The organism is Sphingomonas sp. MA1305, assembly GCF_016107325.1.
In the GTDB taxonomy this organism is placed as follows: Bacteria; Pseudomonadota; Alphaproteobacteria; order Sphingomonadales; family Sphingomonadaceae; genus Sphingomonas.
In genome coordinates this window covers 858241-881037 of sequence record NZ_RCVT01000001.1, presented here as the reverse complement: position 1 = coordinate 881037, position 22797 = coordinate 858241, and the positions used below count along the sequence as shown (strand labels likewise).

Sequence of the window (22797 nt, the reverse complement as noted above, 5' to 3'; positions counted from 1 at the left end):
CACCCCTCACGCCACCAGCCCCCGCTTCTCCAGCTCGGCCCGCGCCTGCGCGACATTATCTTCGGCGGTCTGCTCGCCGACCCACTCGGCGAGTTCGGCAAGGCCCGCGATGAAATCCGCCTCGGCGCGGAAGCCCAGGCGCTCGGCAGCGCGGGTCGTGTCGCAGAAGCAATGGCGGATGTCGCCGATCCGCGCCTTGCCGACGATCTCCGGCCGGATATCGTTCTTGCCCATCGCCTGGGCCAGCGCCTGCGCCACCTCCGTCACCGACCGGTCGTGACCCGAACCGATGTTGAACGTCTCCCCCGCCGCTTCCGGCAGCACCAGCGCGTCGGCGAAGGCGCGCGCGACGTCGCTGACATGGACGAAATCGCGACGCTGCTCGCCGTCCTCGAAGATCATCGGTTGCTGGCCGTTGAGCAGGCGCGAGGCGAAGATCGCGAGCACGCCGGTATAGGGGTTCGACAGCGCCTGCCCCGGACCGTAGACGTTGAACAGGCGCAGGCACACGCCCTCGATGCCATAGGGCTTGGCCATGATGTGGGTGGTGCGCTCCTGCACATATTTGTTGAGCGCGTAGATCGAGGCGAGATTGGGCCGCTTCCATTCGGGCGTCGCCACCGGAGACAGCATCCGGCCATCGGCGTCGACCGGATCCCAGTTCGCCATGCCGTCGCGCACCGCGCCACGTTCGACATCCTCGCGCATCGCGCCATCGGCGTCGCGATACAGGCCTTCGCCGTAGATCGACATGGACGAAGCGGTGACCACGCGCCGCACGGGGCGATCGATCAGCCGCTCGAACAGCACGGCCGTACCGACGTCGTTGGTCGAGGTATAGCGCTCCACCTCGTACATCGACTGGCCGACGCCGACCTCCGCGGCGAGGTGGATCACGCTGTCGACGCCCTCGAGCGCCCGCGCCACGGCATCGCCGTCGCGGACATCGCCGCGGACCAGCTCCACCGCGTCGGACAGCAAGGGCGGGCGGTCGACATGGCCGTGCACCTGCGGGATCAAGCTGTCGAGCACGCGGACGCGGTTGCCGCGGCGGAGCAGTTCCTCACCGACGAAGCGACCGATGAAACCGGCGCCGCCGGTGATCAGCACCGTTTCGGTCATTGCGGCGCCCGACTGATCGACATCAAAGACAATAGGGAAACGATTGTGTCTGATCGGGTCATCGGTCGCCAATCCCCTCGCTGCGAACAATTGCTACGGAGGTGGAACGAAGGTTCTTCTTCTTTGTTCCTAGTCGCTTAGACCACAATCCTCATAACCGATGTTAAGACCGCATCGAGTCGGGGCAGCACGAAGGACCCTAGTGACCGCGACGTTCCTCCTGATCCGGCACGCCGCGCACATCCATCTTGACCAGCGCCTTTCCGGTCGAATGGAGCATGTGCCGCTGAGCGAAGCCGGCCGTGTCCAGGCCGAGGCGCTCGCCGCCGCATTGGCAGGCGAGCGGATCGACCGGATCGAGTGCAGCCCGCTGGAACGGGCGCGCGAGACCGCCGCCGCGATCGCCACGGCTCATGGCTTGCCCGCGCCGACGCCCGTCGAAGCGCTCGTCGAGATCGACATGGGCGATTGGACCGGGGCGACCTTCGACCGGCTGCACGGCGATCCGGCATGGGACCGCTGGAACGCGGAGCGGGGCACCGCCCGCATCCCCGGCGGCGAGACCATGGCGGAGGCGCAGGCCCGGATCGTCGGCCACCTGTCGGCGCTCGCCGCGTCGGAGGCGGACGGCGCCGTCGTCGCGCTGGTCAGCCATTCCGACATGATCCGTGGTGCGGTCGCTTATGCGCTGGGCCTGCCGCTCGACCGGCTGCTGCGCTTCGACATCGGGCCGGCGTCGGTCAGCCGCATGGTGATCGGCGACTGGGGAGCGAAACTCCACAGCCTCAACGAAAGGATGGTGGCATGACGCCCGATACGTTGCGCGCGGAGGTCGATCGGCTGGGCCCCTGGTTCCACAACATCGATCTTGGCCATGGCATCCATACCGCGCCCGACCATTTCCTCGGCGACTATCCACGCTTCAAATTCGCGCGCTTCGCCGATGCCTTGCCCGCCGACCTGACCGGCAAGAGCGTGCTCGACATCGGCTGCAACGCGGGATTTTATTCGGTCGAGATGAAGCGGCGCGGCGCGGCGCGCGTGCTCGGCATCGACAGCGACGACCGCTATCTGGCGCAGGCGCGGCTGGCGACGGAGGCGCTGGGTTTCGGCGACGTCGAGCTGCGCAAACTGTCGGTCTATGACGTCGGTGCGCTGGGCGAGCGGTTCGACCTCGTCATCTTCATGGGCGTGCTCTACCATTTGCGCCATCCGCTGCTGGCGCTCGACCTGATACGCGAACATGTCGCCGGCGATCTGATGCTGTTCCAGACGATGCAGCAGGGCTCCCACGACGTCTATCCGGTACCGGAGGATCATCCGTTCCACCTGCCCGGCACACACCAGCCGCCGCCCTTCTTCGACGAGCCGGGCTATCCGAAGATGCATTTCATCGAGCGCGAGTTCGCGCACGACTGGACCAATTGGTGGGCGCCCAATGCGGCCTGCAGCGCAGCGATGCTGCGCGCGGCCGGCTTCACGATCCTGGGCCAGCCGGAGGCGGAGGTCTATCTCTGCCGCACCGCACCGGTGCCTTACGCCGAATACGGGCCGATGGCCGTCTATCCGCAGCACGGGGGGCAAGCATGATCGAAGCGGCAATGATCTGGAACGAGCCGAACAACAAATCGCACTGGGATCCGGTCGTCGACCCCGATTGGTCGAAGTTCGCCGACACGGTGATCCGCGCGGGCGCCGCAATCCGCGAGATGAACCCCGCGGTGACGCGCGTGCTCGGCGGGATGAGTCCGATCGATCCCAGCTGGGTCGAGCGGATGCGCGGCCACGGTGCGCTCGATGCGGTCGATGTCGTCGCGGTGCACGGCTTCCCACTCGATTGGAATCTCTGGCCGATCCACGCATGGCCCGACAAGATCGCCGAGATCGAGGCGGTCTGCCCCGACAAGCCGATCTGGGCGACCGAAGTGGGCGTCGGCAGCTTCGGCGCCGAGGAGGTGCAGGTGTTCGGCTTCACCAAGACCGCCGAACTGCTGCTCGACCGGGTGCCGCGGGTGTTCTGGTACTCACTCTACGACCTGCCGCATGCCTGGGGCGCGACGACGCGTCACCGCGAGGCGGAAGGGTCGAGCTACTACCGGCATTTCTACATGGGCCTGATCCGCGAGGACGGTACGCCCAAGCCCGCGCTCGACGACTATGCGAAGGTCGCCGATCGCATGGGCCTGATGCAGTGGTTCCATTACCAGGACCCGCGGCTGGACGAAGCGGTCGCGTGGATGAAGCGGCTCGGCACCCGGCGGCTGCGCACCGGCCTCAGCTGGGCGGACAGTTTCCGGCCCGACGCGATCGACTGGTTCGACCGGCAGATGGAGGCGCTCGCCGATTTCGACGTCACCGTCACCTTCTGCTTCACGCCCGAACATCTCGGCATCGAGCCGCATCATACCAGCGCCGCCAAGGACCCGCAGGCGTTCGCGGACTTCTGCGCCTGGATGATCGACCGCTATGCGCCGGCGCGATCCACCGTACTGCCCGCTGCCGTCGCGGCGGAATGAGCGTCGATCACATCGAGTACCTGCTCGGGCGCGACATCGCGCTGGATCTCGTGAAAGGCCGGATCGTCGACCGCGACGCCGACCCGCTCGGCGATCCGCGCGACCAGCGTCGCAAGCCGGGTCAGCTCATGCTCGGCGAGCAGGTTGATGTGCAGGTCGAGGTCCGCGCGGCGGTCGGCAATCGCGGCCATGCGGTTCTGGCTGATCAGCACGAAGGTCGACAGGAAGATCGCTTCCACCGACGCCTCCGACGCCAGGATGACGAAGGTGGGATCGAAGCGCGGCACGCCGGGCAGCCAGCCGAGATTGGCGACGATCCACAGGCCGTAGACGATCAGATGCAGCGACACGAAGGTCATCGACCCGGTGAAGCGCGTGATTCGGTCCGCCAATCGCGCCGACCAGGGCGCCGCGGCCCTGTCGCGCGCCGCGCGATCGGTCAGGCGGGCAATATTGCCCTGCAGGGTCGAGGTCATGCCGGCATCGCTCATGGAGAGACAAATTGCCCGATAATCAATTGGATGCACCCATGATAAGGAGTTCGGTACTGGCCGCGCCGGGCCGGATCGAGATGGCCGACGCCCCCCTGCCGCAACCGACGCTGGGCGAGGTCCGGCTCAAGCTGGAGGGGTGCGGCGTCTGCGCCTCGAACCTGGAACCCTGGGCGGGGCTGCCGTGGATGACCTATCCGGGCGAGCCGGGGGGTCTCGGCCACGAAGGCTGGGGCCGGGTCGATGCGCTCGGCGACGGCGTCACCAATCTGGCGGTGGGTGACCGGGTCGCCGCCCTCTCCTACCGCAGCTTTGCCGATTATGACGTGGCGCGGGCGGATATGGTCGCCAAATTGCCGGCCAGCCTGGATGGCCAGCCCTTCCCCGGCGAACCGCTCGGCTGCGCGTTCAACATCTTCCGCCGTAGCGACATCCAGCCTGGGCAGACGGTGGCGATCATCGGCATCGGCTTCCTGGGCGCGGTGCTGACCAAGCTGGCGAGCGATGCGGGCGCGCGGGTGATCGCCATTTCGCGTCGGCAGGAAAGCCTCGACCTCGCGACCCATTATGGCGCCGCCAAAACCATCGCGATGGACGATCACTGGGCGATCATCGAACGGGTCAAGACGCTGACCGGCGATGCTTTGTGCGAGCGGGTGATCGAGGCGGTCGGCAAGCCATGGCCGCTCGACCTCGCCACCGCGCTGATCGGCTTCGGCGGCCGGCTGGTGGTGGCGGGTTATCACCAGGACGGGCCGCGTCAGATCAACATGCAGGAATGGAACTGGAAGGGGATCGACGTGGTCAACGCCCACGAGCGCGATCCCGCGGTGCAGATGCGCGGTCTGACCGAGGCGATCGCGGCGGTGGCGAGCGGGCGGTTCGACCCGACGCCGCTCTATACCCACCGCTATCCGCTGGAACGACTGGGCGAGGCGCTGGATGCGACGCGCGACAAGCCGGGCGGCTTCGTCAAGGCGCTGGTGATGATGGAGTGACGCTCCCCGCTTGCGGGAGGGATTACTTGGAGGACTGCATTTGACCAAGCCACGCGTGGGATTTCTGGGAACCGGCTGGATCGGGCGGCATCGCATGGCGGCGATGGTCGCGACCGGCGCGATCGAGGCGGTCGCGATCTGCGATCCGTCGGAGGAATGCCGTGCCGAAGCCGCCACGGACGCGCCGCGCGCGGCGGTAATTGCCGATCTGGACGACATGCTCGCGCTGGACTTGGACGGCGTGGTGATCGCGACGCCCAGTGCGTTGCACGCGGCGCAGGCAATCCGTGCGCTCGACGCCGGCGTCGCGGTGTTCTGCCAGAAGCCGCTCGGTCGCAGCGCGGCGGAGACGCAGGCCGTGATCGACGCCGCCCGTGCCGCCGACCGGTTGCTCGGCGTCGACCTGTCCTACCGCCATACCGCGGCGATGGCGGCGATCGCGCCGCTGGTCCGGAGCGGCGACCTGGGCGAGGTGTTCGCGATCGACCTGACCTTCCACAATGCCTATGGCCCTGGAAAGCCGTGGTTCTTCGATCCCGAACGGTCCGGGGGCGGCTGCGTCATCGATCTCGGCATCCATCTCGTCGACCTAGCCCTGTGGACGCTCGGCTTTCCGGCCGTCGACGACGTGTCGGCCGCGCTCTTCGCCAAGGGCCAGCCGCTGCGCCCCGGCGAGGTCGAGGACTATGCGAGCGCCCGCTTCCACGCCGGCGGCGCCGAGGTGCGGCTCGCCTGTTCCTGGCATCTGCACGCCGGGCGCGATGCGGTGATCGAGGCGAGCTTCTACGGCACCAAGGGCGGCGCGGCGTTGCGCAACGTCGGCGGTTCCTTCTACGACTTCACCGCGGAGGCTTTCGCCGGTACGCAGGCCCGCACGCTGACCGCGCCGCCCGACGATTGGGGGGCGCGGTCGGCGGCGGCCTGGGCGGTGACGCTCGCCACCGATCCGCGTTTCGACCCCGCGGCCGAGGATTTCGTACAGAGCGCCGCGGTGCTCGACCGGATCTACGGCCGCTGACCACTGAAGGACCATGATGCTCGATCCCGGCCGCAACGTCTGGCGCATTGAACGGGCGGACAAGTTCGCCGTGGTCGTCGACGCCGACCGCTATTTCGCCGTCGCGCGTGAAGCGTTCCTGCAGGCCGAGCAGCGGATCATGTTGATCGGCTGGGATTTCGATGCACGCATCCGACTGGCGGGCAGCGGCCAGACGCTGGAGGGGCCGGAGGTGATCGGCAAGTTCCTCTATTGGCTGGTCGAGCGCAATCCGAAGCTCGAGCTCTATCTGCTGCGCTGGGACATGGGCGCACTCAAGGGATTGTTCCGCGGCACGACGATCTTCACCGTGCTCAAATGGATGCGCCACCCGCGTATCCATGTGAAGTTGGACGGCCATCACCCGACCGGATCGTCCCACCACCAGAAGATCGTCGCGATCGACGATTGCCTCGCCTTTTGCGGCGGGATCGACATGACCGCGGAACGCTGGGACACGCGCGCGCACCGCGACGACGATCCCGGCCGGCGGCTGCCCTCGGGCAAGATCTACAAGCCATGGCACGATGCGACCACCGCGATCACCGGGCCGGCGGCGGTCGCGCTCGGCGAGCTGGCACGCACCCGCTGGCAGGTGGCGACGGGCGTGACGCTGGCGCCGATCACCGGCAGCCATGCCTGCTGGCCCAAGTCGCTCGACGCGCATTTCGAGGACGTGACGATCGGCATTGCGCGGTCGAAGCCGGAGATGCCGGGGGAGCCGGCGATCACCGAGGTCGAAGCACTGTTCCTCGACCAGATCCGCAACGCGCAGCGGCATATCTATTGTGAAAGCCAGTATTTCGCCTCGCGCCGCATCGCTGAGGCGATCGCCGCGCGGCTCGACGAGCCGGACGGCCCCGAGGTGGTGATCGTCAACCCGGATTCGGCGCAAGGCTGGCTGGAGCCGCTGGCGATGGATACCGCGCGTGCCCGCCTCGTCGAGGCGCTGCATCGCCACGACCGCCACGGACGGCTGCGGCTCTACCACCCCTTCACCCGCGGCGGCGCGCCGATCTACTGCCACGCCAAGATCACGGTGATCGACGACCGGCAGCTGCGCATCGGCTCCGCCAATATCAACAACCGCTCGCTGCGGCTCGATACCGAATGCGACGTCGTGCTCGACGCGACGGAACAGCGGCCGGAGCTACGCGCGACGATCGCCGCGGTGAGAGACGATCTGATCGCCGAGCATCTCGACGTTCCGGCCGAGCGGGTGACGCAGGTGATGGCGGAGACGGGATCGCTGATCGCGACGATCGAGCGACTGTGCGGGCCGGGACGATCGCTTCGGCCGTATCAAGTGCCGGACCTGCCGGCGGTGGAGAAATGGCTGGCCGACAACGAGGTCCTCGACCCGGAGGGGCCGTCGGAGATGTTCGAACCGCTGGTCAAGCGCGGGCTGTTCCGTGGACGGTTGCGGCTCGGCCGTTCCTGACGAGGCCGCCACGCTCCTGCGCGCGCAGGAGCATGGCGCGGCGGTGCCGAGGCCTATCGCAACGGGACGATTACCTCGTCCGGATGCGCGACGTTGAGTTCCTTGCGCACCATCTCGTCGACCATGTCGGGATTGGCATGGTCCGGATCGAGCAAGGCGACGCGGTTCTTCAGCACGGTACGCCGCTGGTCGAGCGCGGCATATTGCTTCTCGCGCTTCGCCAGCTGCCGCTTGTAGTCGCCATAGGCGAGCATCCCGTTCGGCCCGAGCACCGCATAGGCGCCGAAGAAGGCGAGGATGGTGAAGCCGAGCGCCGGCAGCGCGGCGCGGCGCATCGTCTTGCGGAAGGAGGAAGGTTTTGCGCGCGCCATGGTCATCATCCTGATTCGCTGCGAGTCTCAGGTCAAGCGCAGAACGAAGGACGGGCGTTTCTTTTCCCCCCGGTGAAGAGGAGGGCAGCGAAACGGATGAGGGGGCTCTCGGCGACGTCCGCCGCTCACAGCCCCCTCCGTCACCCTATCACGCCGCCACCGCCCCGGGCCGGGGAGGCGCGGGTCAGCCGCGCAGGACGCTGCGGCCGGCGTAGCGGGCGACCGAGCCGAGCTCTTCCTCGATGCGGATCAGCTGGTTGTACTTGGCGAGCCGGTCAGACCGCGCGAGCGAGCCGGTCTTGATCTGACCGCAGTTGGTGGCGACCGCGAGATCGGCGATCGTCGCATCCTCGGTCTCGCCGGACCGATGGCTCATCACCGCGGTGTAGCGCGCCCGCTGCGCCATGTTCACCGCCTCCAGCGTCTCAGTCAGCGTGCCGATCTGGTTGACCTTGACCAGCAGCGAATTGGCATAGCCACCCTCGATGCCGCGCTTCAGCCGCTTCGGATTGGTGACGAACAGATCGTCGCCGACCAGCTGCACGGTGTCGCCGACGAGGTCGGTGAGCGCCTTCCAGCCCTCCCAATCGTCCTCGCTCATCCCGTCCTCGATCGAGAAGATCGGATAACGCCGGGTCAGGTCGGCGAGATATTCGGCCATCGCGCCGCTCTCCAGCACCTTGCCCTCGCCGGAGATGTTGTAGCGGCCGTCCTTGTAGAACTCGGTCGCAGCGCAATCGAGCGCCAGCATCACGTCGTCGCCCGGCGTGTAGCCCGCCTTCTCGATGCTCTGCATGATGAAGCCGAGCGCTTCCTCGGTGCTGGCGATGTTGGGGGCAAAGCCGCCCTCGTCGCCGACGCCGGTGGCGAGCCCCTTGTCGTGCAGGGCCTTCTTGAGCGTATGGAAGATCTCCGAACCGCAGCGCACCGCCTCGACGATGCTGTCCGCGCCGACCGGCACGATCATGAATTCCTGGAAATCGATCGGATTGTCGGCATGCTCGCCGCCGTTGATAATGTTCATCATCGGCACCGGCAGCACGTGCGCCGACACGCCGCCGACATATTTGTACAGCGGCAGCCCGCGTGCATCCGCCGCCGCCTTCGCCGCGGCCAGGCTGACGCCGAGGATCGCATTGGCGCCGAGCCGCCCCTTGTTCTCCGTGCCGTCCAGCGCGATCATCTTGGCGTCGAGCTCGGCCTGGTCCTCGGCGTCATAGCCGACCAGGGCCTCGGCGATCTCGTCGTTGACCGCGTCGACCGCACCGTCGACGCCCTTGCCGCCCCAGCGGCCCTTGTCGCCGTCGCGCCGCTCGACCGCCTCATGCGCACCGGTCGAGGCGCCCGACGGCACCGCGGCCCGGCCGAAGCTGCCGTCCTCCAGCAGCACGTCCACCTCGACGGTGGGGTTGCCGCGACTGTCGAGGATCTGCCGGCCGTGGATGTCGATGATTGCGGTCACGTAACGATGCTCCTACCTTTGGGGCGAGGTACGGGCCGGCCTCTACCCCGGCGGCTGCACAGCGGCAATCTCCTTGGCGATCAGGGAACCGCCGTCTGGCGGGACGGGTTGAGGCGGTCGAACAGAGAAAGGGATCGTCATGTCCGACACCGACGCACTGCCGATGACCGACGGCGACATCACGCCGCCCGCGACGACCGGCTTCACCCCCGCCGCCCCCTTGAAGGACAGCGGCGTCGAATTCGATCCGGCCGGCGCGCAGAGCCGCACCGATCAGGCCAAGCAGACGATCAAGGATCAGGCCGGCAAGATCGGCGGCCAGGCGAGCGACCGCATCCGCACGCTGGCCGACACCGGCAAGGAAAAGGCGGGCGGCGCGCTCGACCAATTGTCGCAGATGATCGGCGATGCCGCCGGCCAGGTCGATGAGAAGCTCGGCGCGCAATATGGCGACTATGCTCGTCAGGCGGCCGGGGCCGTGTCGCGCCTGTCCGATCAGGTCAAGGGCAAGGATGTCGACGACCTGCTCGAGGACGTGCGCGGCTTCGTGCGGCAGAGCCCTGGGATCGCGATCGGCGTCGCGGCGGCACTCGGCTTCGCGGCGGCGCGGCTGATCCAGTCCGGCATCGACGACCAGCGGGCCTGATCCGCTTGGCACAGGGGGCGGAACAGCCGATGGTGCAGGATGAAGGCATCGCCGAGCTCGTCAGCCAGCTGGTCGACGACGCGCGCGGACTGGCGGGCGCGGAAATCGCCCTGGTCAAGGCGCGTGTCGGCGAACGGGTCGCCGCCTATCGCAGTGCGGTCATCCTGTTCGTCATCGCCGGCGTGCTCGCGCTTGCCGCGCTGGTGGCATTGCTCGTCGGGCTGATCATGAGCCTGGCGACGCTGATCGGCCCGGGACTTGCAACCGCGGCGGTGACCGTGACCGTGTTCGTGATCGCCGCCGTGCTGGGGCTGATCGGGAAGAGCCGGCTGTCGCCTGCCGGAGCGGTGAAATGAGCGCGCCGCTGGAGCCGTCCGCCCGTCTCGCCGCGGCCGAGGTCGAAGTGGCGGCGGCACGGGCCCGTTTCAACGGCACCCTGTCACGCCTGCAGGTCAAGCTCGACCCCCGCGCCCTCACCCGCCAGGCGGCGCGCGAAGTCGTCGACAAGGGTGGCGCTGCCGCAGTCGCGGGGATCGAAACGGCGCGGCGCAATCCCGGCGCGGTCGCCGGCGCGACCGCCGTCGCCGGGCTGTTCCTCGCCCGCCATCGCATCGCCAAGCTGTTCGGCCGTGGCAACAAAGACTGACATCATGCGGATACTCTAGGAAGGATCGACAATGGCAGACATCCACAACACGGCGGCGAGCGCCCACGCCAAGGCCGATGACGCCGCCCACCGCGCCGCGGCGGCGGTCGAGTCCAACCCGCTCGGCATCCTGTTCGGCGGCTTGGCGATCGGTGCGATCGCCGGCACGCTGATCCCGCGCTCGGCCAAGGAGAAGGAGCTGCTGGCGCCGGTCGGGCGGACGCTGGCCGAGCGCACCCGCTCCGCCGTCAAGGCCGCGCGCGAGGCCGGCTATGGCGAGCTCGATCAGCGCGGGCTGACCAAGGACGCGGCACGCGATCAGGTCAAATCGCTGTTCCAGAACATCGTCCAGGCAGCGCAGAGCGCCGGCAGCGCAGCGGCACGCTCCGCGACCAACAAGGGCTGATCGGCCAGGGGGCGCGGCGGTCGATCGGCATCGCCGCCCCCTTCAATATTGCGCTGCAACAGGCTAGAGGGCGGGCCATCCCCTTTCCAGCCAGGATCGATTCATGAGCAAGCTTCACCTCGTCTTCGGCGGCCGCGTCACCGATCCGCGTACGCTGGACTTCGCCGATCCGTCGGCGCTCGAGGTGGTCGGCATCTTCCCGGATTATGCCAGCGCCGAGAAGGCGTGGCGCGCCGCCGCGCAGCGGACGGTCGACGATGCGGAGATGAAGTTCGTGGTGGTCCACCTGCACCGGCTGCTCGAGCCGGATCTCGTCGCGCCAAACGCGTAAGGGTCAGAACAGCTCGTCGAGGCAGCGGTGAAAATCCAGCCGCTGCTGGTCGGGCGTGTCGATGCCGTAGGCGGTCAGGAAGCGCTGGGCGACGTCGGGCCCGTGGTCCCTTAAATTCTGCCACAGGATCGCGACGTCCTGATACGGATCGGCGACTCCCAGCCGCCCCACGTCGATGCAGCCGGTGACCTGTCCCTGCGCATCGACCAGGACGTTTCCCAGCGAGAAGTCACCATGGGTGACGACGCCGGTGCGGACGCAAGGGCGCAGCGCGACGAGACGATCCCATACCTGTTCCGCCGACCAGCCGGCATGGTCGTCATCAAAGTCGTCAACGTCGACCGATCCTGCGTCGATCAAGCGACGGGCATGTGCCATCCGCACGTCCGCCCCGGCATCGAAGGGACAATCGCTGACGGGCAGGCTATGGAGCCGACGCAGGAAGCGTGCGAAGGCATCGACGACCATCGGAAGGTTCGCCCGATCGTCCCCGACCCACTCGTCGCCCGTCCGGCCCGCCACTGCCCCGGTCAGCAGCCAGGCGGCATCTGACGTCCGCGTAAAGTGAAGCGGCTCGGCACACGGCAGCCGTCCCGTCAGCCAGAACAGCCGATGAGCCTCGTCGGCAATGTCGTCTGCGACCGCGCCTGTCCCGTGTTTCAGATACCGCACGCCCTCGTCTGGGTGCGAGAGGCGCACGACGCTGGCGCCCGCCTCGCCGACGAGGACGGGCTGGCAATCCCACGCATCCACCAGCGCGTCGAGCGGCTCGGGCAAGGACATTCCAGCCTCGCCCGGTCGGTCAGATGAACTCGACCTTCGACACCAGGTAATAACGGTCGCCGGCGGGCACCGACACCTCGACCTCATCCTCGACCTTGCGGCCGATCAGGGCGCGGCCGAGCGGCGAATTGTAGCTGATCCGGCCGGTCTTGGCGTCCGCCTCGGTCTGGCCGACGATCTGGTAGCGGACGGGCTTGTCGTCCTCGTCCATCAACGTCACCGTCGCGCCGAACACGATCTTGTCGCCCGACAGATCCTTGGGATCGATGATCTGGGCGCGGCTCAGCTTGTCCTCGATGTCGGCGATCGATGCCTCGATCTGGCCCTGACGTTCCTTGGCGGCGTGATATTCCGCGTTTTCCGACAGGTCGCCGTGCGCGCGCGCTTCCTCGATCGCGTCGACGATCAGGGGACGTTCCTCTTTCAGACGCTTCAGGTCCTGGGTGAGCTTGTCATAGCCCTCCTGGAGCATCGGCATCTTTTCGACGGTCGCCATATCTTCGTGTCCCCAATTCACTTCGCCCCCGCGCGGGCCTTGTCGCCGGCCCGCCCGCACATCACGCCATTATGTCGGAGGATCAATCGTGCGACTGCGAATAGTAGGATTGCAGCGGCCGTACTTCAAGGGAGCCGGTGCCGATCGCCTTCGCCACCTGGACGCTGGCCGGCGCGGTGGTGAAATAGGGGATCTTCTGGCCCAGCGCCGCCTGGCGGATGGGCTTGGAATCCTTGAGCGACTGCCAGCCTTCCGTGGTGTTGAAGATCAGCGTCACCTCGCCGTCCATGATCCGGTCGAGGATGTGCGGCCGCCCCTGCGCGACCTTGTTGACCTTCTCCACCTCGATCCCGGCGCGGGTCAGGTAATCGGCGGTCCCGCCGGTGGCGAGGATGTGGAAACCGCGCGCGACGAGGTCGCGCACCGCCGGGACGATATGCGGCTTGTCGGTGTCCTTGACGCTGACGAAGGCGGTGCCGCCGGTCGGCAGCACGGTGCCGGCGCCGAGCTGCGACTTCATGAAGGCGGTGGTGAAGTCCGGGTCGATGCCCATCACCTCGCCCGTCGACTTCATTTCCGGTGACAGCACCGGGTCGATGCCGGGGAAGCGGTTGAAGGGGAAGACCGCTTCCTTGACCGCATAATGTTTGATGTGGCGATCGATCGTCGGCAGGTCGCGCAGCTTCTCGCCCGCCATGACGCGGCTGGCGATCTTGGCGATAGGCGTGCCGATCGCCTTGGCGACGAAGGGCACGGTGCGCGACGCGCGGGGATTGACCTCGATCAGATAGACGACACCATCCTTGACTGCGAATTGGATGTTCATCAGCCCCTTGACGCTCAACGCCCGCGCCAGCGCCTCCGTCTGCCGCTCGATCTCGGCGATCACCTCGGGCGGCAGGCTGTAGGGCGGGATCGAGCAGGCGCTGTCGCCCGAATGGACTCCCGCCTCCTCGATATGCTGCAGCACGCCCGCCACGACCACGTCGTCGCCGTCGCAGATCGCATCGACGTCGACCTCGATCGCGTCGCGCAGATATTGGTCGATCAGCACCGGGCTGTCACCCGACACCTGCACCGCGGTCTGGATATAATCGTCGAGCTGCTGGATCGAATCGACGATCTCCATCGCCCGGCCGCCCAGCACGTAGCTCGGCCGCATCAGCACCGGGAAGCCGATCCGCTCCGCCGCCGCCACCGCCTCATCGCGGCTGCGCGCCAGGCCGTTGGCCGGCTGCTTGAGGCCGAGTTTGTTGACCAATGCCGCGAACCGCTCACGATCCTCGGCCAGGTCGATTGCATCGGGGCTGGTGCCCAGGATCGGGATGCCCGCCTTTTCCAACGCGCGCGCCAGGTTGAGCGGCGTCTGGCCGCCGAATTGGACGATCACGCCGACCAGCTGCCCACGCGACTGCTCGACGTGCAGGATCTCCAGCACATCCTCGGCGGTTAGCGGCTCGAAATACAGCCGGTCGGACGTGTCGTAATCGGTGCTCACCGTTTCCGGATTGCAGTTGATCATGATCGTCTCGAAGCCGGCATCGGCCAACGCGAAACAGGCGTGGCAGCAGCAATAGTCGAACTCGATCCCCTGCCCGATCCGGTTCGGACCGCCGCCGAGGATGACGATCTTGCGGCGATCGGACGGCTGGCTCTCGTCCTCGGGCTCGCCGAAGCTCGGCGCCTCATAGGTCGAATACATATAGGGCGTCTTGGCATCGAACTCCGCCGCGCAGGTGTCGATGCGCTTGAATACCGGCCGCACGCCCAGCTTGTGACGATGCTCGCGCACCTCCTCTTCGGTGACGCCGCCGGTCATCGCCCTGACCGCCTCGTGAATCAGGCCGCCGCCGCGCGCGATGCCGCGCTGCATGCCGCGCAGATTCGCCGATTGCAGCGCCAGCCAGGCGAGCCGCCGGTCGGAAAAGCCCATTGCCTTCAGCCGGCGCATGCCCGCCGCATCGATCGGCAGCCCGTCCTTGCAGACCTCGGCCTCCGCCGCGACGATCTCCGCGATCCGCTCGACGAACCACGGATCGAACTTGGCGATCGCATGCACCTCGGCGACGGTGAAGCCCTCGCGCAGCGCCTGCGCCGCGACCAGCAGCCGGTCGGGGCTCGCCACCGCCAGCGCCGCCTCGATCTCCTCGCGCTGCGCGCCCGCCAGCCGCTCGACGCGGTTGAAGCCGGACAGGCCGGTTTCGAGGCCGCGCAGCGCCTTCTGCAGGCTCTCATGGATGTTGCGGCCGATCGCCATCACCTCGCCGACCGACTTCATCGCGGTGCCGAGCACGGCTTCGGCGCCCTTGAACTTCTCGAAGGCGAAGCGGGGGATCTTGGTGACGACGTAATCGATCGTAGGCTCGAACGACGCCGGGGTGGCGCCGGTGATGTCGTTCTCGATCTCGTCGAGCGTATAGCCGACCGCTAGCTTGGCCGCGACCTTGGCGATCGGGAAGCCGGTCGCCTTGGACGCCAGCGCCGACGAACGCGACACGCGCGGGTTCATCTCGATGACGATCAGGCGGCCGTCCTTCGGATTGACCGCGAATTGGACGTTCGACCCGCCGGTCTCGACGCCGATCTCGCGCAGCACCGCGATGCTGGCGTTGCGCATGATCTGATATTCCTTGTCGGTCAGCGTCAGCGCCGGCGCGACGGTGATCGAATCGCCCGTATGGACGCCCATCGGGTCGATGTTCTCGATCGAGCAGATGATGATGGCATTGTCGGCGCGATCGCGCACGACCTCCATCTCATATTCCTTCCAGCCGAGCAGCGATTCCTCGATCAGCACCTCGGTGGTCGGGCTCGCGTCGAGACCCTTGCGGACCATGTCGACGAATTCGGACCGGTTGTAGACGACGCCGCCGCCGGTGCCGCCGAGCGTGAAGCTGGGGCGGATGATCGCCGGCAGGCCGACGTGGTCGAGGCCGACCAGCGCCTCCTCGACGGTATGGGCGATGTGGCTGCGGGCGCTTTCCAGACCGATCTTGGTCATCGCGTCCTTGAACTTCAGCCGGTCCTCCGCCTTGTCGATCGCCTCGGCATCGGCGCCGATCATCGTCACGCCGAACTTCTCCAGCGTGCCGTCGTGAAACAGCGCCAGTGCGGTGTTCAGCGCGGTCTGCCCGCCCATCGTCGGCAGGATCGCGTCGGGGCGCTCCTTCTCGATGATCTTGGCGACCACGGCGGGGGTGATCGGCTCGACATAGGTCGCGTCGGCGCCCTCCGGATCGGTCATGATCGTCGCCGGATTGCTGTTGACGAGGACGATGCGATAGCCCTCCTCGCGCAGCGCCTTGATCGCCTGCGTGCCCGAATAGTCGAACTCGCACGCCTGCCCGATGACGATCGGCCCCGCGCCGATCACGAGGATGGAGGAGATGTCGGTGCGTTTTGGCATTAGTTGTTACCCGAAGCTTGCGCGCGGCCGACGAGGGCGGCGTTATTCATCTGGATGGCGGCACTCATCTTTTTGAGGACGCACTCGATCTTGACGGGGTCGGCATCCGGATTGCCCCGAAAGACGATCTGGCGACCTCTCAGCGTGAGCCATGCGCGCGGCGCGTGGCATCGATCGGCGATGGCGTTCAGACTGGCCGGGGTCACCTTGTGCCGCAACGAATTAGGTTGCGTCGCGACCTGCATGGCAAGTGCGAGCAACAGGCTCATTGCCGCAATGCTCCTACGAACCGCTCGAACAGGTACAGGCTGTCCTGCGGCCCAGGGCTCGCTTCCGGGTGATACTGCACGCTGAACGCAGGACGATCCGTCAGCTCCAGCCCCGCATTCGACCCGTCGAACAGCGACACGTGCGTCTCGCGCGCATTCACCGGCAGCGAGTCCCGCTCGACCGCAAAGCCGTGGTTCATGCTGGTGATCTCGACCGCGCCGTCGGACAGGCGCTTGACCGGATGGTTGGCGCCGCGGTGGCCCTGGAACATCTTGGTGGTGCGCGCACCGACCGCGAGGCCGAGCAGCTGGTGGCCGAGGCAGATGCCGAATAGCGGCTTACCCGTATCGAGCAGCTGGCGGATCACCGGCACCGCATAGTCGCCGGTCGCGGCGGGGTCGCCGGGGCCGTTGGACAGGAACACGCCGTCCGGTCTCTGCGCCATCACCTCGTCGAACGTTGCGGTCGCGGGCAATACGGTGACCTTCGCCCCCGCTTGGACGAGGTTGCGGAAGATGTTGTGCTTGCTGCCGTAATCGATCGCGACGACGTGCGGGCGGTCGCCCTCGCCGGCCCCGTCATAGCCGAAGCCGAGCCGCCACAGGCCGCCCTCGCGGCTCTCGCCCCAGGCGTAATGCGTCTCAGTCGACACTTCCTTGGCGAGGTCCATGCCCTCCAGCCCCGGCCAGGCCCGCGCCATGGCGAGCAGCGCATCGAGGTCGAAGTCGCCCGACGGGCTATGCGCGATCACGCCGTTCGGCGCGCCGCCGGCGCGGATGCGACGGGTCAGCGCCCGCGTGTCGATGCCGGCGAGGCCGATGCGTGCGTGGCGCTTCATCCAGCCGTCGAGCCGCTCGACCGCGCGGAAGTTCGACGGCGCGGTCACGTCCTCGCGGACGATCATGCCGAGCGCGTGCGGCGCGTCCGCCTCGATATCGTCGGGATTGGCGCCGACGTTGCCGATGTGCGGAAAGGTGAAGGTGATGATCTGTCCGGCGAAGGACGGATCGGTCATGATCTCCTGATATCCGGTCATCGCGGTGTGGAAGCACACCTCGCCGACCGCCTGCCCTTCCGCGCCGAACCCGCGACCCCAGGCCACCTCGCCATTGGCGAGGACCAGAACCCCGGTCGCCCCTTCGGGCTTTGCGGGCATGACGATGGGCGTGGCGTCGGCCATGATGCGGCGGGCACTCCTTGAGGGTCGAACAACGATGTCGCTAAGCCGCGCCCGCTAGACCCCGTATACCGCGCCGTCAACCGGGTGACGCGCCGCCCGTTCCCGGCTAAGGCTCGCCCTTTCCCCTTTGACGAAGAGCTTGTCCCATGATCCGCGACGACATCAAGGCCGCCCAGATCGCCGCCATGAAGGCCGGCGACAAGGATGCGCGCGCCGCGATCAGCCTGATCCAGGCCGCGATCAAGAACCGCGACATCGAGGTGCGCACGCAAGGTCCGGTGGCGGACGACGACGCGCTGGTGGTCGAGGTGCTGCAGAAGATGGTCAAGCAACGCCGCGAATCGATCGCCATGTACGAAAGCGGCGGCCGCCAGGAGCTGGCCGAGGCGGAGAAGGCCGAGGTCGCGGTGATCGAGCGATTCCTGCCGGCCCAGATGAGCGACGACGAGACGCGCGCCGCGATCGAGACGATCAAGGCCGATCTTGGCGCGGGCGGCATGAAGGACATGGGCCGGGTGATGGCCGAACTGAAGGCTCGGCACGCGGCGAACCTCGACATGAGCAAGGCGAGCGGGCTGGTGAAGGCGGCGCTGTCGTAGAGGGGGCTTGCTGCCCTCTTTCGAGAGGGACCCTTCGCTCCCCTCCCGCTTGCGGGAGGGGCTGGGGGAGGGCAGACACGGCATATGGAGCAGCGCACCAAAGCTCGCGAACTCCGCCTGAGCGCCACAGACGCGGAGCGCCGGCTGTGGCAGCACATCTCCAACCGTCAGGTAGCCGGCGTTCGCTTCAACCGCCAAGTGCCGATCGGCCCGTTTATCTGCGACTTTGTCGCCCGATCGGCGAAGCTCGTGATCGAAGTCGACGGTGGTCAGCACGCTTGGCAAGAGCGGCGTGACGCTGATCGCACGCGCTATCTCGAGGGCTTGGGGTTCACTGTGCTGCGGTTCTGGAACAATGACGTGCTCGAGCGCACCGAAGGCGTCGTGCAGGCGATCGAGACCGCGCTGTCGCAACTGCCCTCCCCCAGCCCCTCCCGCGAGCGGGAGGGGAGTTAGAAGGCTGTCCTACAGGCACGAATACGCGTAAGCCTCGCATGATGGATGCCGCTCTGCCTTTCAATCCTGTCTCACGGACCGGCGGCGCCCACCAACCCCGACAATTCCCCGTTCAGGCGTCAAAAGTGTCAAGACTCGCGTATTCCGCCGCAACGCGATTGTTTCTCCACGCCACCCGCGCCATGATAGAATCGCCCGCATGAGCTTGTCGCCCGCCTTCCTCGACGAACTGCGCGCGCGAACCTCGCTGTCGGCGCTGGTCGGCAAGACCGTGAAGCTGCACAAGGCCGGTCGCGAGCACAAGGGCTGCTGCCCCTTCCACAACGAGAAGACGCCCAGCTTCTACGTCAACGACGACAAGGGCTTCTACCATTGCTTCGGCTGTTCGGCGCATGGCGATGCGATCCGCTGGATGACCGACCAGCGCGGCCTGCCGTTCATCGATGCGGTCAAGGAACTGGCGCAGGCGGCGGGCATGGAGATGCCCGCGCAGGATCGCCGCGCCGCGCAAAAGGCGGAGCGTGCCAAGGGCCTGCACGATGCGATGGCCGATGCCGCCGCCTGGTTCACCGAACAGCTGGGTGGCATCGGCGGTGCGGATGCACGCGGCGTGCTGGCGAAGCGCGGCGTGTCCGCGGATACCGCACGCGCCTTCGGCCTCGGCTTCGCGCCGGACAGCCGCGGCAAGTTGAAGACGGCGCTGAAGGATTATGGCGATCCCGCCCTGATCGAATGCGGCCTGCTGATCCAGGTCGAGGGCAAAGAGCCCTATGACCGGTTCCGCGGGCGGCTGATGATCCCGATCCGCGATGCCCGCGGGCGGACGATCGCCTTCGGCGGCCGGGTGATTGGCGAGGGCGAGCCCAAATATCTCAACTCCCCCGACACGCCGCTGTTCGACAAGGGCCGCACGCTCTACAATCTCGATCGCGCCGCGCCCGCCGCGCGCAAGGCGAACCGCCTCCTCGTCGTCGAAGGCTATATGGACGTCATCGCCCTCGCCCAGGCGGGCATCGGCGAGGCGGTGGCGCCGCTCGGCACCGCGCTGACCGAGCATCAGCTCGAACGACTGTGGCGGATGGTCGACGTGCCGATCCTGTGCTTCGACGGCGACTCTGCGGGGCAGAAGGCGGCGCTGCGGGCCGCGGCCCGCGCGCTGCCCCTGCTCGCCCCGGGACGCAGCCTGCGCTTCGTGACGCTGCCTCAGGGTCAGGACCCGGATGATCTGGTCAAGGCGGGCGGATCGGGCGCGATGGAGACACTGCTCGCCGACACCCAGCCGCTGGTCGATCGATTGTGGCAGAGCGAATTGGCCGCCGAGCCGCTCGACACGCCGGAACAGCGCGCCGGCTTCAAGCAGCGGCTTCACGATCTCGCCGCGACGATCCAGCATCAGGGCGTCCGGATCGAATATGAAAGCGAGTTCAAGCGGCGCTTCTACGAGCATTTCAAGCCGCAGCCGCGCGCCTTCGTGCCGAACGACCAGCGCGCGCGCGGCAAGCGCGACGCCAAGGGCAATTGGAAACAGCCCCCTGCCCCCGTCACCGAGGACGCCAAGGCGGTTCGCGCGGCCGGGATCGATCGCGTGCTCGCCAAGGCGGTGCTCGCCGGGCTGATCCGCCACCCCGTCGAGATCGCGCGGCACATGGAGGTGCTGGGCAGCCTGCGCATGGCCGATGGCGCGCTCGGCCGGCTGTTCGAGGCGGTGGTCGACGTCGCGTTGGAGGATCGGGCGCTTGATAGCGCGGGATTGCGCACCATATTGGCGGGCAGCGGTTTCGATTCAGTCGCTAGCGACCTGCTGAGAGCCGATACGATGCCCTATTCGTTCACGCAGAATGGCGGAGACCCGGCGCGTGCCCGCGCCGACCTGGACGAGGCGATCGCCATTTTGGTGGCGCAGCCAGAGGTCGAGCAGGCATTGGGCGAAGCGACCGCGGCGATGCAGCGGCACTTCACCGACGAAGCGTTCGGACGGCAAGTGGCATTGGTGAAAGAGAAACAGGCGTTGGAGCTTCGGCTTGCAAATCTGGTGCAGTCGAACGAAGACGCCCGAGCATTTGGGTCCGAGGACAATTGATGGCGAAGGCGAACATGGCGGCGGAAGCACCCGACACGGCTGACACGGGCGACGCGCCGCTGATCGACCTCAACGATGCGTCGGTCAAGAAGCTGATCGCGCGCGCCAAGAAGCGCGGCTACATCACCTACGACCAGCTCAACGAGGCGATCCCCCAGGGCGAGATGTCGAGCGACCAGCTCGAGGACATCATGGCCGCGCTCAACGAGATGGGCGTCAACATCGTCGAGAACGAGGAACAGGGCGAGGACGGCGAATCCGAAGAGGATTCGGCCGACGAGGCCGAGACCGCCGAGGCCGATGCCGACAGCGCCGGCGGTTCCGCGCCCGAGACCAAGAAGAAGGAAACGGTCGACCGCACCGACGACCCGGTGCGCATGTACCTGCGCGAAATGGGTGCGGTCGAGCTGCTGAGCCGCGAGGGCGAGATCGCCATCGCCAAGCGGATCGAGGCCGGCCGGGACACGATGATCCTGGGCCTGTGCGAATCGCCGATCACCTTCAATGCGATCATCGACTGGTCGACCGCGCTCAACGAAGGCACGATGCAGCTGCGCGAGATCCTCGATCTCGACGCGATGCTGTCCAAGGGCCCCTCCGCCGAGCAGGTCGAGGGTGCCGAGGACGACAATGGCGAGATCAGCGAAAGCGCCGCCGGCCCGTCGTTCAAGGACGAGGAAGAGCCCGAGGAGCCGTCGGCCGACGAGGACGAGGACGGTGGCGAAGGCCGTCCGCGCGCCACCGAGGAGGATGACGAGGACAATACGCTCAGCCTCGCCCAGATGGAGGAGACGCTCAAGCCGCAGGCGCTCGAGAAATTCGCCAACATCACCGCGATCTACAAGAAGTTCGCCAAGGTGCAGCAGAACCGGCTGGAGGCTATGGCCGCCGGCGGTGAACTGTCCGCGGCGGACGAGCGCAAGTACCAGAAGCTGCGCGAGGACCTGACCGCCGAGGTGGAAAGCGTCCAGTTCCACCAGGCGAAGATCGAATATCTCGTCGACCAGCTCTATGCCTACAACCGTCGGCTGACCGCGCTCGGCGGCCAGATGCTGCGTCTTGCCGAGCGGCACAAGGTCAGCCGCAAGGACTTCCTCGACCGCTACATGGGTCACGAGCTTGACGAGCAGTGGCTGGCGGGCGTCCGCGGCCTCGACAAGAAATGGGGCAATTTCGCCGCCAACGAGGCCGATGCGGTCGACCGCATCCGCACCGAGATCAGCGACATCGCCCAGCAGACGGGCATGGCGCTCAGCGAATTCCGCCGCATCGTCAACATGGTGCAGAAGGCGGAGCGCGAGGCGCGCATCGCCAAGAAGGAAATGGTCGAGGCCAACCTGCGTCTCGTCATCTCCATCGCCAAAAAGTACACGAACCGCGGCCTGCAGTTCCTGGACCTGATCCAGGAGGGCAACATCGGCCTGATGAAGGCGGTCGACAAGTTCGAGTATCGCCGCGGCTACAAGTTCTCGACCTACGCCACCTGGTGGATCCGTCAGGCGATCACCCGCTCGATCGCCGACCAGGCGCGGACGATCCGCATCCCGGTCCATATGATCGAGACGATCAACAAGCTGGTCCGCACCAGCCGCCAGTTCCTCCACGAGCAGGGCCGCGAGCCGACGCCCGAGGAGATGGCGGAGCGCCTGAGCATGCCGCTCGAGAAGGTGCGCAAGGTGATGAAGATCGCCAAGGAGCCGATCTCGCTCGAGACGCCGATCGGCGACGAGGAGGATTCGCATCTCGGCGACTTCATCGAGGACAAGAATGCGGTGATCCCGGTCGATGCCGCGATTCAGGCGAACCTCAAGGAAACGGTCACCCGTGTCCTCGCCTCGCTGACCCCGCGCGAGGAACGCGTGCTGCGCATGCGCTTCGGCATCGGCATGAACACCGATCACACGCTGGAAGAGGTCGGTCAGCAGTTCAGCGTGACGCGCGAACGCATCCGCCAGATCGAGGCGAAGGCGCTGCGCAAGCTCAAGCACCCGAGCCGCAGCCGCAAGATGCGCTCCTTCCTCGACCAATAAGCCAGAAGGGCCGCCGGCAACGTTCCCGGCG

24 protein-coding genes are annotated in these 22797 nt (G+C 67.1%); 15 read left to right on the top strand and 9 right to left on the bottom strand.

Annotation, left to right across the window (positions count from 1 at the left end; all coding sequences use genetic code 11):
- Positions 1 to 6: 6 nt before the first annotated feature.
- Positions 7 to 1122, bottom strand: coding sequence for an NAD-dependent epimerase/dehydratase family protein (locus tag D9601_RS04545; RefSeq protein ID WP_198352701.1), 1116 nt, complete (start codon positions 1120 to 1122; stop codon positions 7 to 9).
- 202 nt (positions 1123 to 1324) lie between these two features.
- Here D9601_RS04545 and D9601_RS04540 point away from each other — a divergent pair, with 202 nt between their 5' ends.
- From D9601_RS04540 to D9601_RS04530, 3 genes are read left to right on the top strand one after another with little or no spacing between them, the layout of a single operon-like run.
- The gene (locus D9601_RS04540; protein ID WP_198352700.1) at positions 1325 to 1930 is read left to right on the top strand and encodes a histidine phosphatase family protein; all 606 of its coding nucleotides are present in this window, start codon (positions 1325 to 1327) and stop codon (positions 1928 to 1930) included.
- On the top strand, positions 1927 to 2712 hold the full coding sequence (locus tag D9601_RS04535) for a TIGR04290 family methyltransferase (RefSeq protein ID WP_198352699.1): 786 nt from the start codon (positions 1927 to 1929) through the stop codon (positions 2710 to 2712). The genes D9601_RS04540 and D9601_RS04535 overlap by 4 nt, the downstream gene beginning before the upstream one ends.
- Positions 2709 to 3638 carry a beta-xylosidase gene (locus D9601_RS04530; protein WP_198352698.1) on the top strand — a complete coding sequence of 310 codons (930 nt, stop codon included), beginning with the start codon at positions 2709 to 2711 and terminating at the stop codon, positions 3636 to 3638. The genes D9601_RS04535 and D9601_RS04530 overlap by 4 nt, the downstream gene beginning before the upstream one ends.
- Here the strand turns inward: D9601_RS04530 and D9601_RS04525 are convergent.
- On the bottom strand, positions 3587 to 4129 hold the full coding sequence (locus D9601_RS04525; protein WP_198352697.1) for a DUF1003 domain-containing protein: 543 nt from the start codon (positions 4127 to 4129) through the stop codon (positions 3587 to 3589). The two genes, D9601_RS04530 and D9601_RS04525, sit on opposite strands and share 52 nt — an antisense overlap.
- An 80-nt stretch (positions 4130 to 4209) precedes the next feature.
- Here D9601_RS04525 and D9601_RS04520 point away from each other — a divergent pair, with 80 nt between their 5' ends.
- The 3 genes from D9601_RS04520 to D9601_RS04510 are packed head-to-tail and all read left to right on the top strand — an operon-like array spanning position 4210 to position 7604.
- The gene (locus D9601_RS04520; protein WP_232473812.1) at positions 4210 to 5127 is read left to right on the top strand and encodes an MDR/zinc-dependent alcohol dehydrogenase-like family protein; all 918 of its coding nucleotides are present in this window, start codon (positions 4210 to 4212) and stop codon (positions 5125 to 5127) included.
- Between the two features lie 40 nt (positions 5128 to 5167).
- Positions 5168 to 6145, top strand: coding sequence for a Gfo/Idh/MocA family protein (locus tag D9601_RS04515; protein ID WP_232473811.1), 978 nt, complete (start codon positions 5168 to 5170; stop codon positions 6143 to 6145).
- 16 nt (positions 6146 to 6161) lie between these two features.
- Positions 6162 to 7604 (top strand): phospholipase D-like domain-containing protein, encoded by a 1443-nt coding sequence (locus tag D9601_RS04510; RefSeq protein WP_198353378.1) that lies wholly within the window; start codon positions 6162 to 6164, stop codon positions 7602 to 7604.
- Between the two features lie 53 nt (positions 7605 to 7657).
- Here the strand turns inward: D9601_RS04510 and D9601_RS04505 are convergent, their stop codons facing one another.
- Both D9601_RS04505 and eno read right to left on the bottom strand, forming a co-directional pair.
- On the bottom strand, positions 7658 to 7975 hold the full coding sequence (locus D9601_RS04505) for an FtsB family cell division protein (protein WP_198352695.1): 318 nt from the start codon (positions 7973 to 7975) through the stop codon (positions 7658 to 7660).
- 184 nt (positions 7976 to 8159) lie between these two features.
- Positions 8160 to 9437, bottom strand: a complete 1278-nt coding sequence (gene eno / locus D9601_RS04500) for a phosphopyruvate hydratase (RefSeq protein ID WP_198352694.1) — start codon at positions 9435 to 9437, stop codon at positions 8160 to 8162.
- A 139-nt stretch (positions 9438 to 9576) separates the two neighbouring features.
- On the opposite strand from eno, the gene D9601_RS04495 reads away from it, so the two are divergent.
- The 5 genes from D9601_RS04495 (at position 9577) to D9601_RS04475 (ending at position 11466) form a co-directional block, all read left to right on the top strand.
- A complete protein-coding gene (locus D9601_RS04495; protein ID WP_198352693.1) occupies positions 9577 to 10083 on the top strand; it encodes a hypothetical protein in 507 nt (168 codons plus the stop codon).
- Between the two features lie 29 nt (positions 10084 to 10112).
- On the top strand, positions 10113 to 10439 hold the full coding sequence (locus D9601_RS04490; protein ID WP_198352692.1) for a phage holin family protein: 327 nt from the start codon (positions 10113 to 10115) through the stop codon (positions 10437 to 10439).
- Entirely contained in the window at positions 10436 to 10729 is a 294-nt protein-coding gene (locus tag D9601_RS04485; protein WP_198352691.1) for a DUF3618 domain-containing protein, read from the top strand. The genes D9601_RS04490 and D9601_RS04485 overlap by 4 nt, the downstream gene beginning before the upstream one ends.
- Positions 10730 to 10760: 31 nt before the next feature.
- On the top strand, positions 10761 to 11135 hold the full coding sequence (locus tag D9601_RS04480; protein ID WP_198352690.1) for a hypothetical protein: 375 nt from the start codon (positions 10761 to 10763) through the stop codon (positions 11133 to 11135).
- A gap of 103 nt (positions 11136 to 11238) precedes the next feature.
- Positions 11239 to 11466 carry a DUF4170 domain-containing protein gene (locus D9601_RS04475; RefSeq protein ID WP_198352689.1) on the top strand — a complete coding sequence of 76 codons (228 nt, stop codon included), beginning with the start codon at positions 11239 to 11241 and terminating at the stop codon, positions 11464 to 11466.
- A gap of 3 nt (positions 11467 to 11469) precedes the next feature.
- On the opposite strand, the gene D9601_RS04470 is transcribed toward D9601_RS04475, so the two are convergent.
- The 5 genes from D9601_RS04470 to carA all read right to left on the bottom strand — a co-directional run bounded on the left by D9601_RS04470 (position 11470) and on the right by carA (position 17601).
- Complete coding sequence (locus D9601_RS04470) at positions 11470 to 12249, bottom strand: APH(3') family aminoglycoside O-phosphotransferase (RefSeq protein ID WP_198352688.1); 780 nt, start codon at positions 12247 to 12249, stop codon at positions 11470 to 11472.
- 19 nt (positions 12250 to 12268) lie between these two features.
- Positions 12269 to 12745, bottom strand: a complete 477-nt coding sequence (gene greA, locus D9601_RS04465) for a transcription elongation factor GreA (protein ID WP_198352687.1) — start codon at positions 12743 to 12745, stop codon at positions 12269 to 12271.
- 82 nt (positions 12746 to 12827) lie between these two features.
- Positions 12828 to 16151 carry a carbamoyl-phosphate synthase large subunit gene (gene carB / locus D9601_RS04460; RefSeq protein ID WP_198352686.1) on the bottom strand — a complete coding sequence of 1108 codons (3324 nt, stop codon included), beginning with the start codon at positions 16149 to 16151 and terminating at the stop codon, positions 12828 to 12830.
- The gene (locus D9601_RS04455; protein ID WP_198352685.1) at positions 16151 to 16420 is read right to left on the bottom strand and encodes a hypothetical protein; all 270 of its coding nucleotides are present in this window, start codon (positions 16418 to 16420) and stop codon (positions 16151 to 16153) included. The genes carB and D9601_RS04455 overlap by 1 nt, the downstream gene beginning before the upstream one ends.
- Entirely contained in the window at positions 16417 to 17601 is a 1185-nt protein-coding gene (carA, locus tag D9601_RS04450; protein WP_198352684.1) for a glutamine-hydrolyzing carbamoyl-phosphate synthase small subunit, read from the bottom strand. The genes D9601_RS04455 and carA overlap by 4 nt, the downstream gene beginning before the upstream one ends.
- Positions 17602 to 17747: 146 nt before the next feature.
- On the opposite strand from carA, the gene D9601_RS04445 reads away from it, so the two are divergent.
- The 4 genes from D9601_RS04445 to rpoD all read left to right on the top strand — a co-directional run bounded on the left by D9601_RS04445 (position 17748) and on the right by rpoD (position 22766).
- Positions 17748 to 18200 (top strand): GatB/YqeY domain-containing protein, encoded by a 453-nt coding sequence (locus D9601_RS04445; RefSeq protein WP_198352683.1) that lies wholly within the window; start codon positions 17748 to 17750, stop codon positions 18198 to 18200.
- A gap of 84 nt (positions 18201 to 18284) precedes the next feature.
- Positions 18285 to 18656 (top strand): endonuclease domain-containing protein, encoded by a 372-nt coding sequence (locus D9601_RS04440; protein WP_198352682.1) that lies wholly within the window; start codon positions 18285 to 18287, stop codon positions 18654 to 18656.
- 199 nt (positions 18657 to 18855) lie between these two features.
- Positions 18856 to 20736: a DNA primase gene (dnaG, locus tag D9601_RS04435; protein ID WP_198352681.1), complete on the top strand. Its 1881-nt coding sequence runs from the start codon at positions 18856 to 18858 to the stop codon at positions 20734 to 20736.
- A complete protein-coding gene (gene rpoD, locus D9601_RS04430; protein WP_198352680.1) occupies positions 20736 to 22766 on the top strand; it encodes an RNA polymerase sigma factor RpoD in 2031 nt (676 codons plus the stop codon). The genes dnaG and rpoD overlap by 1 nt, the downstream gene beginning before the upstream one ends.
- Positions 22767 to 22797 lie beyond the last annotated feature (31 nt).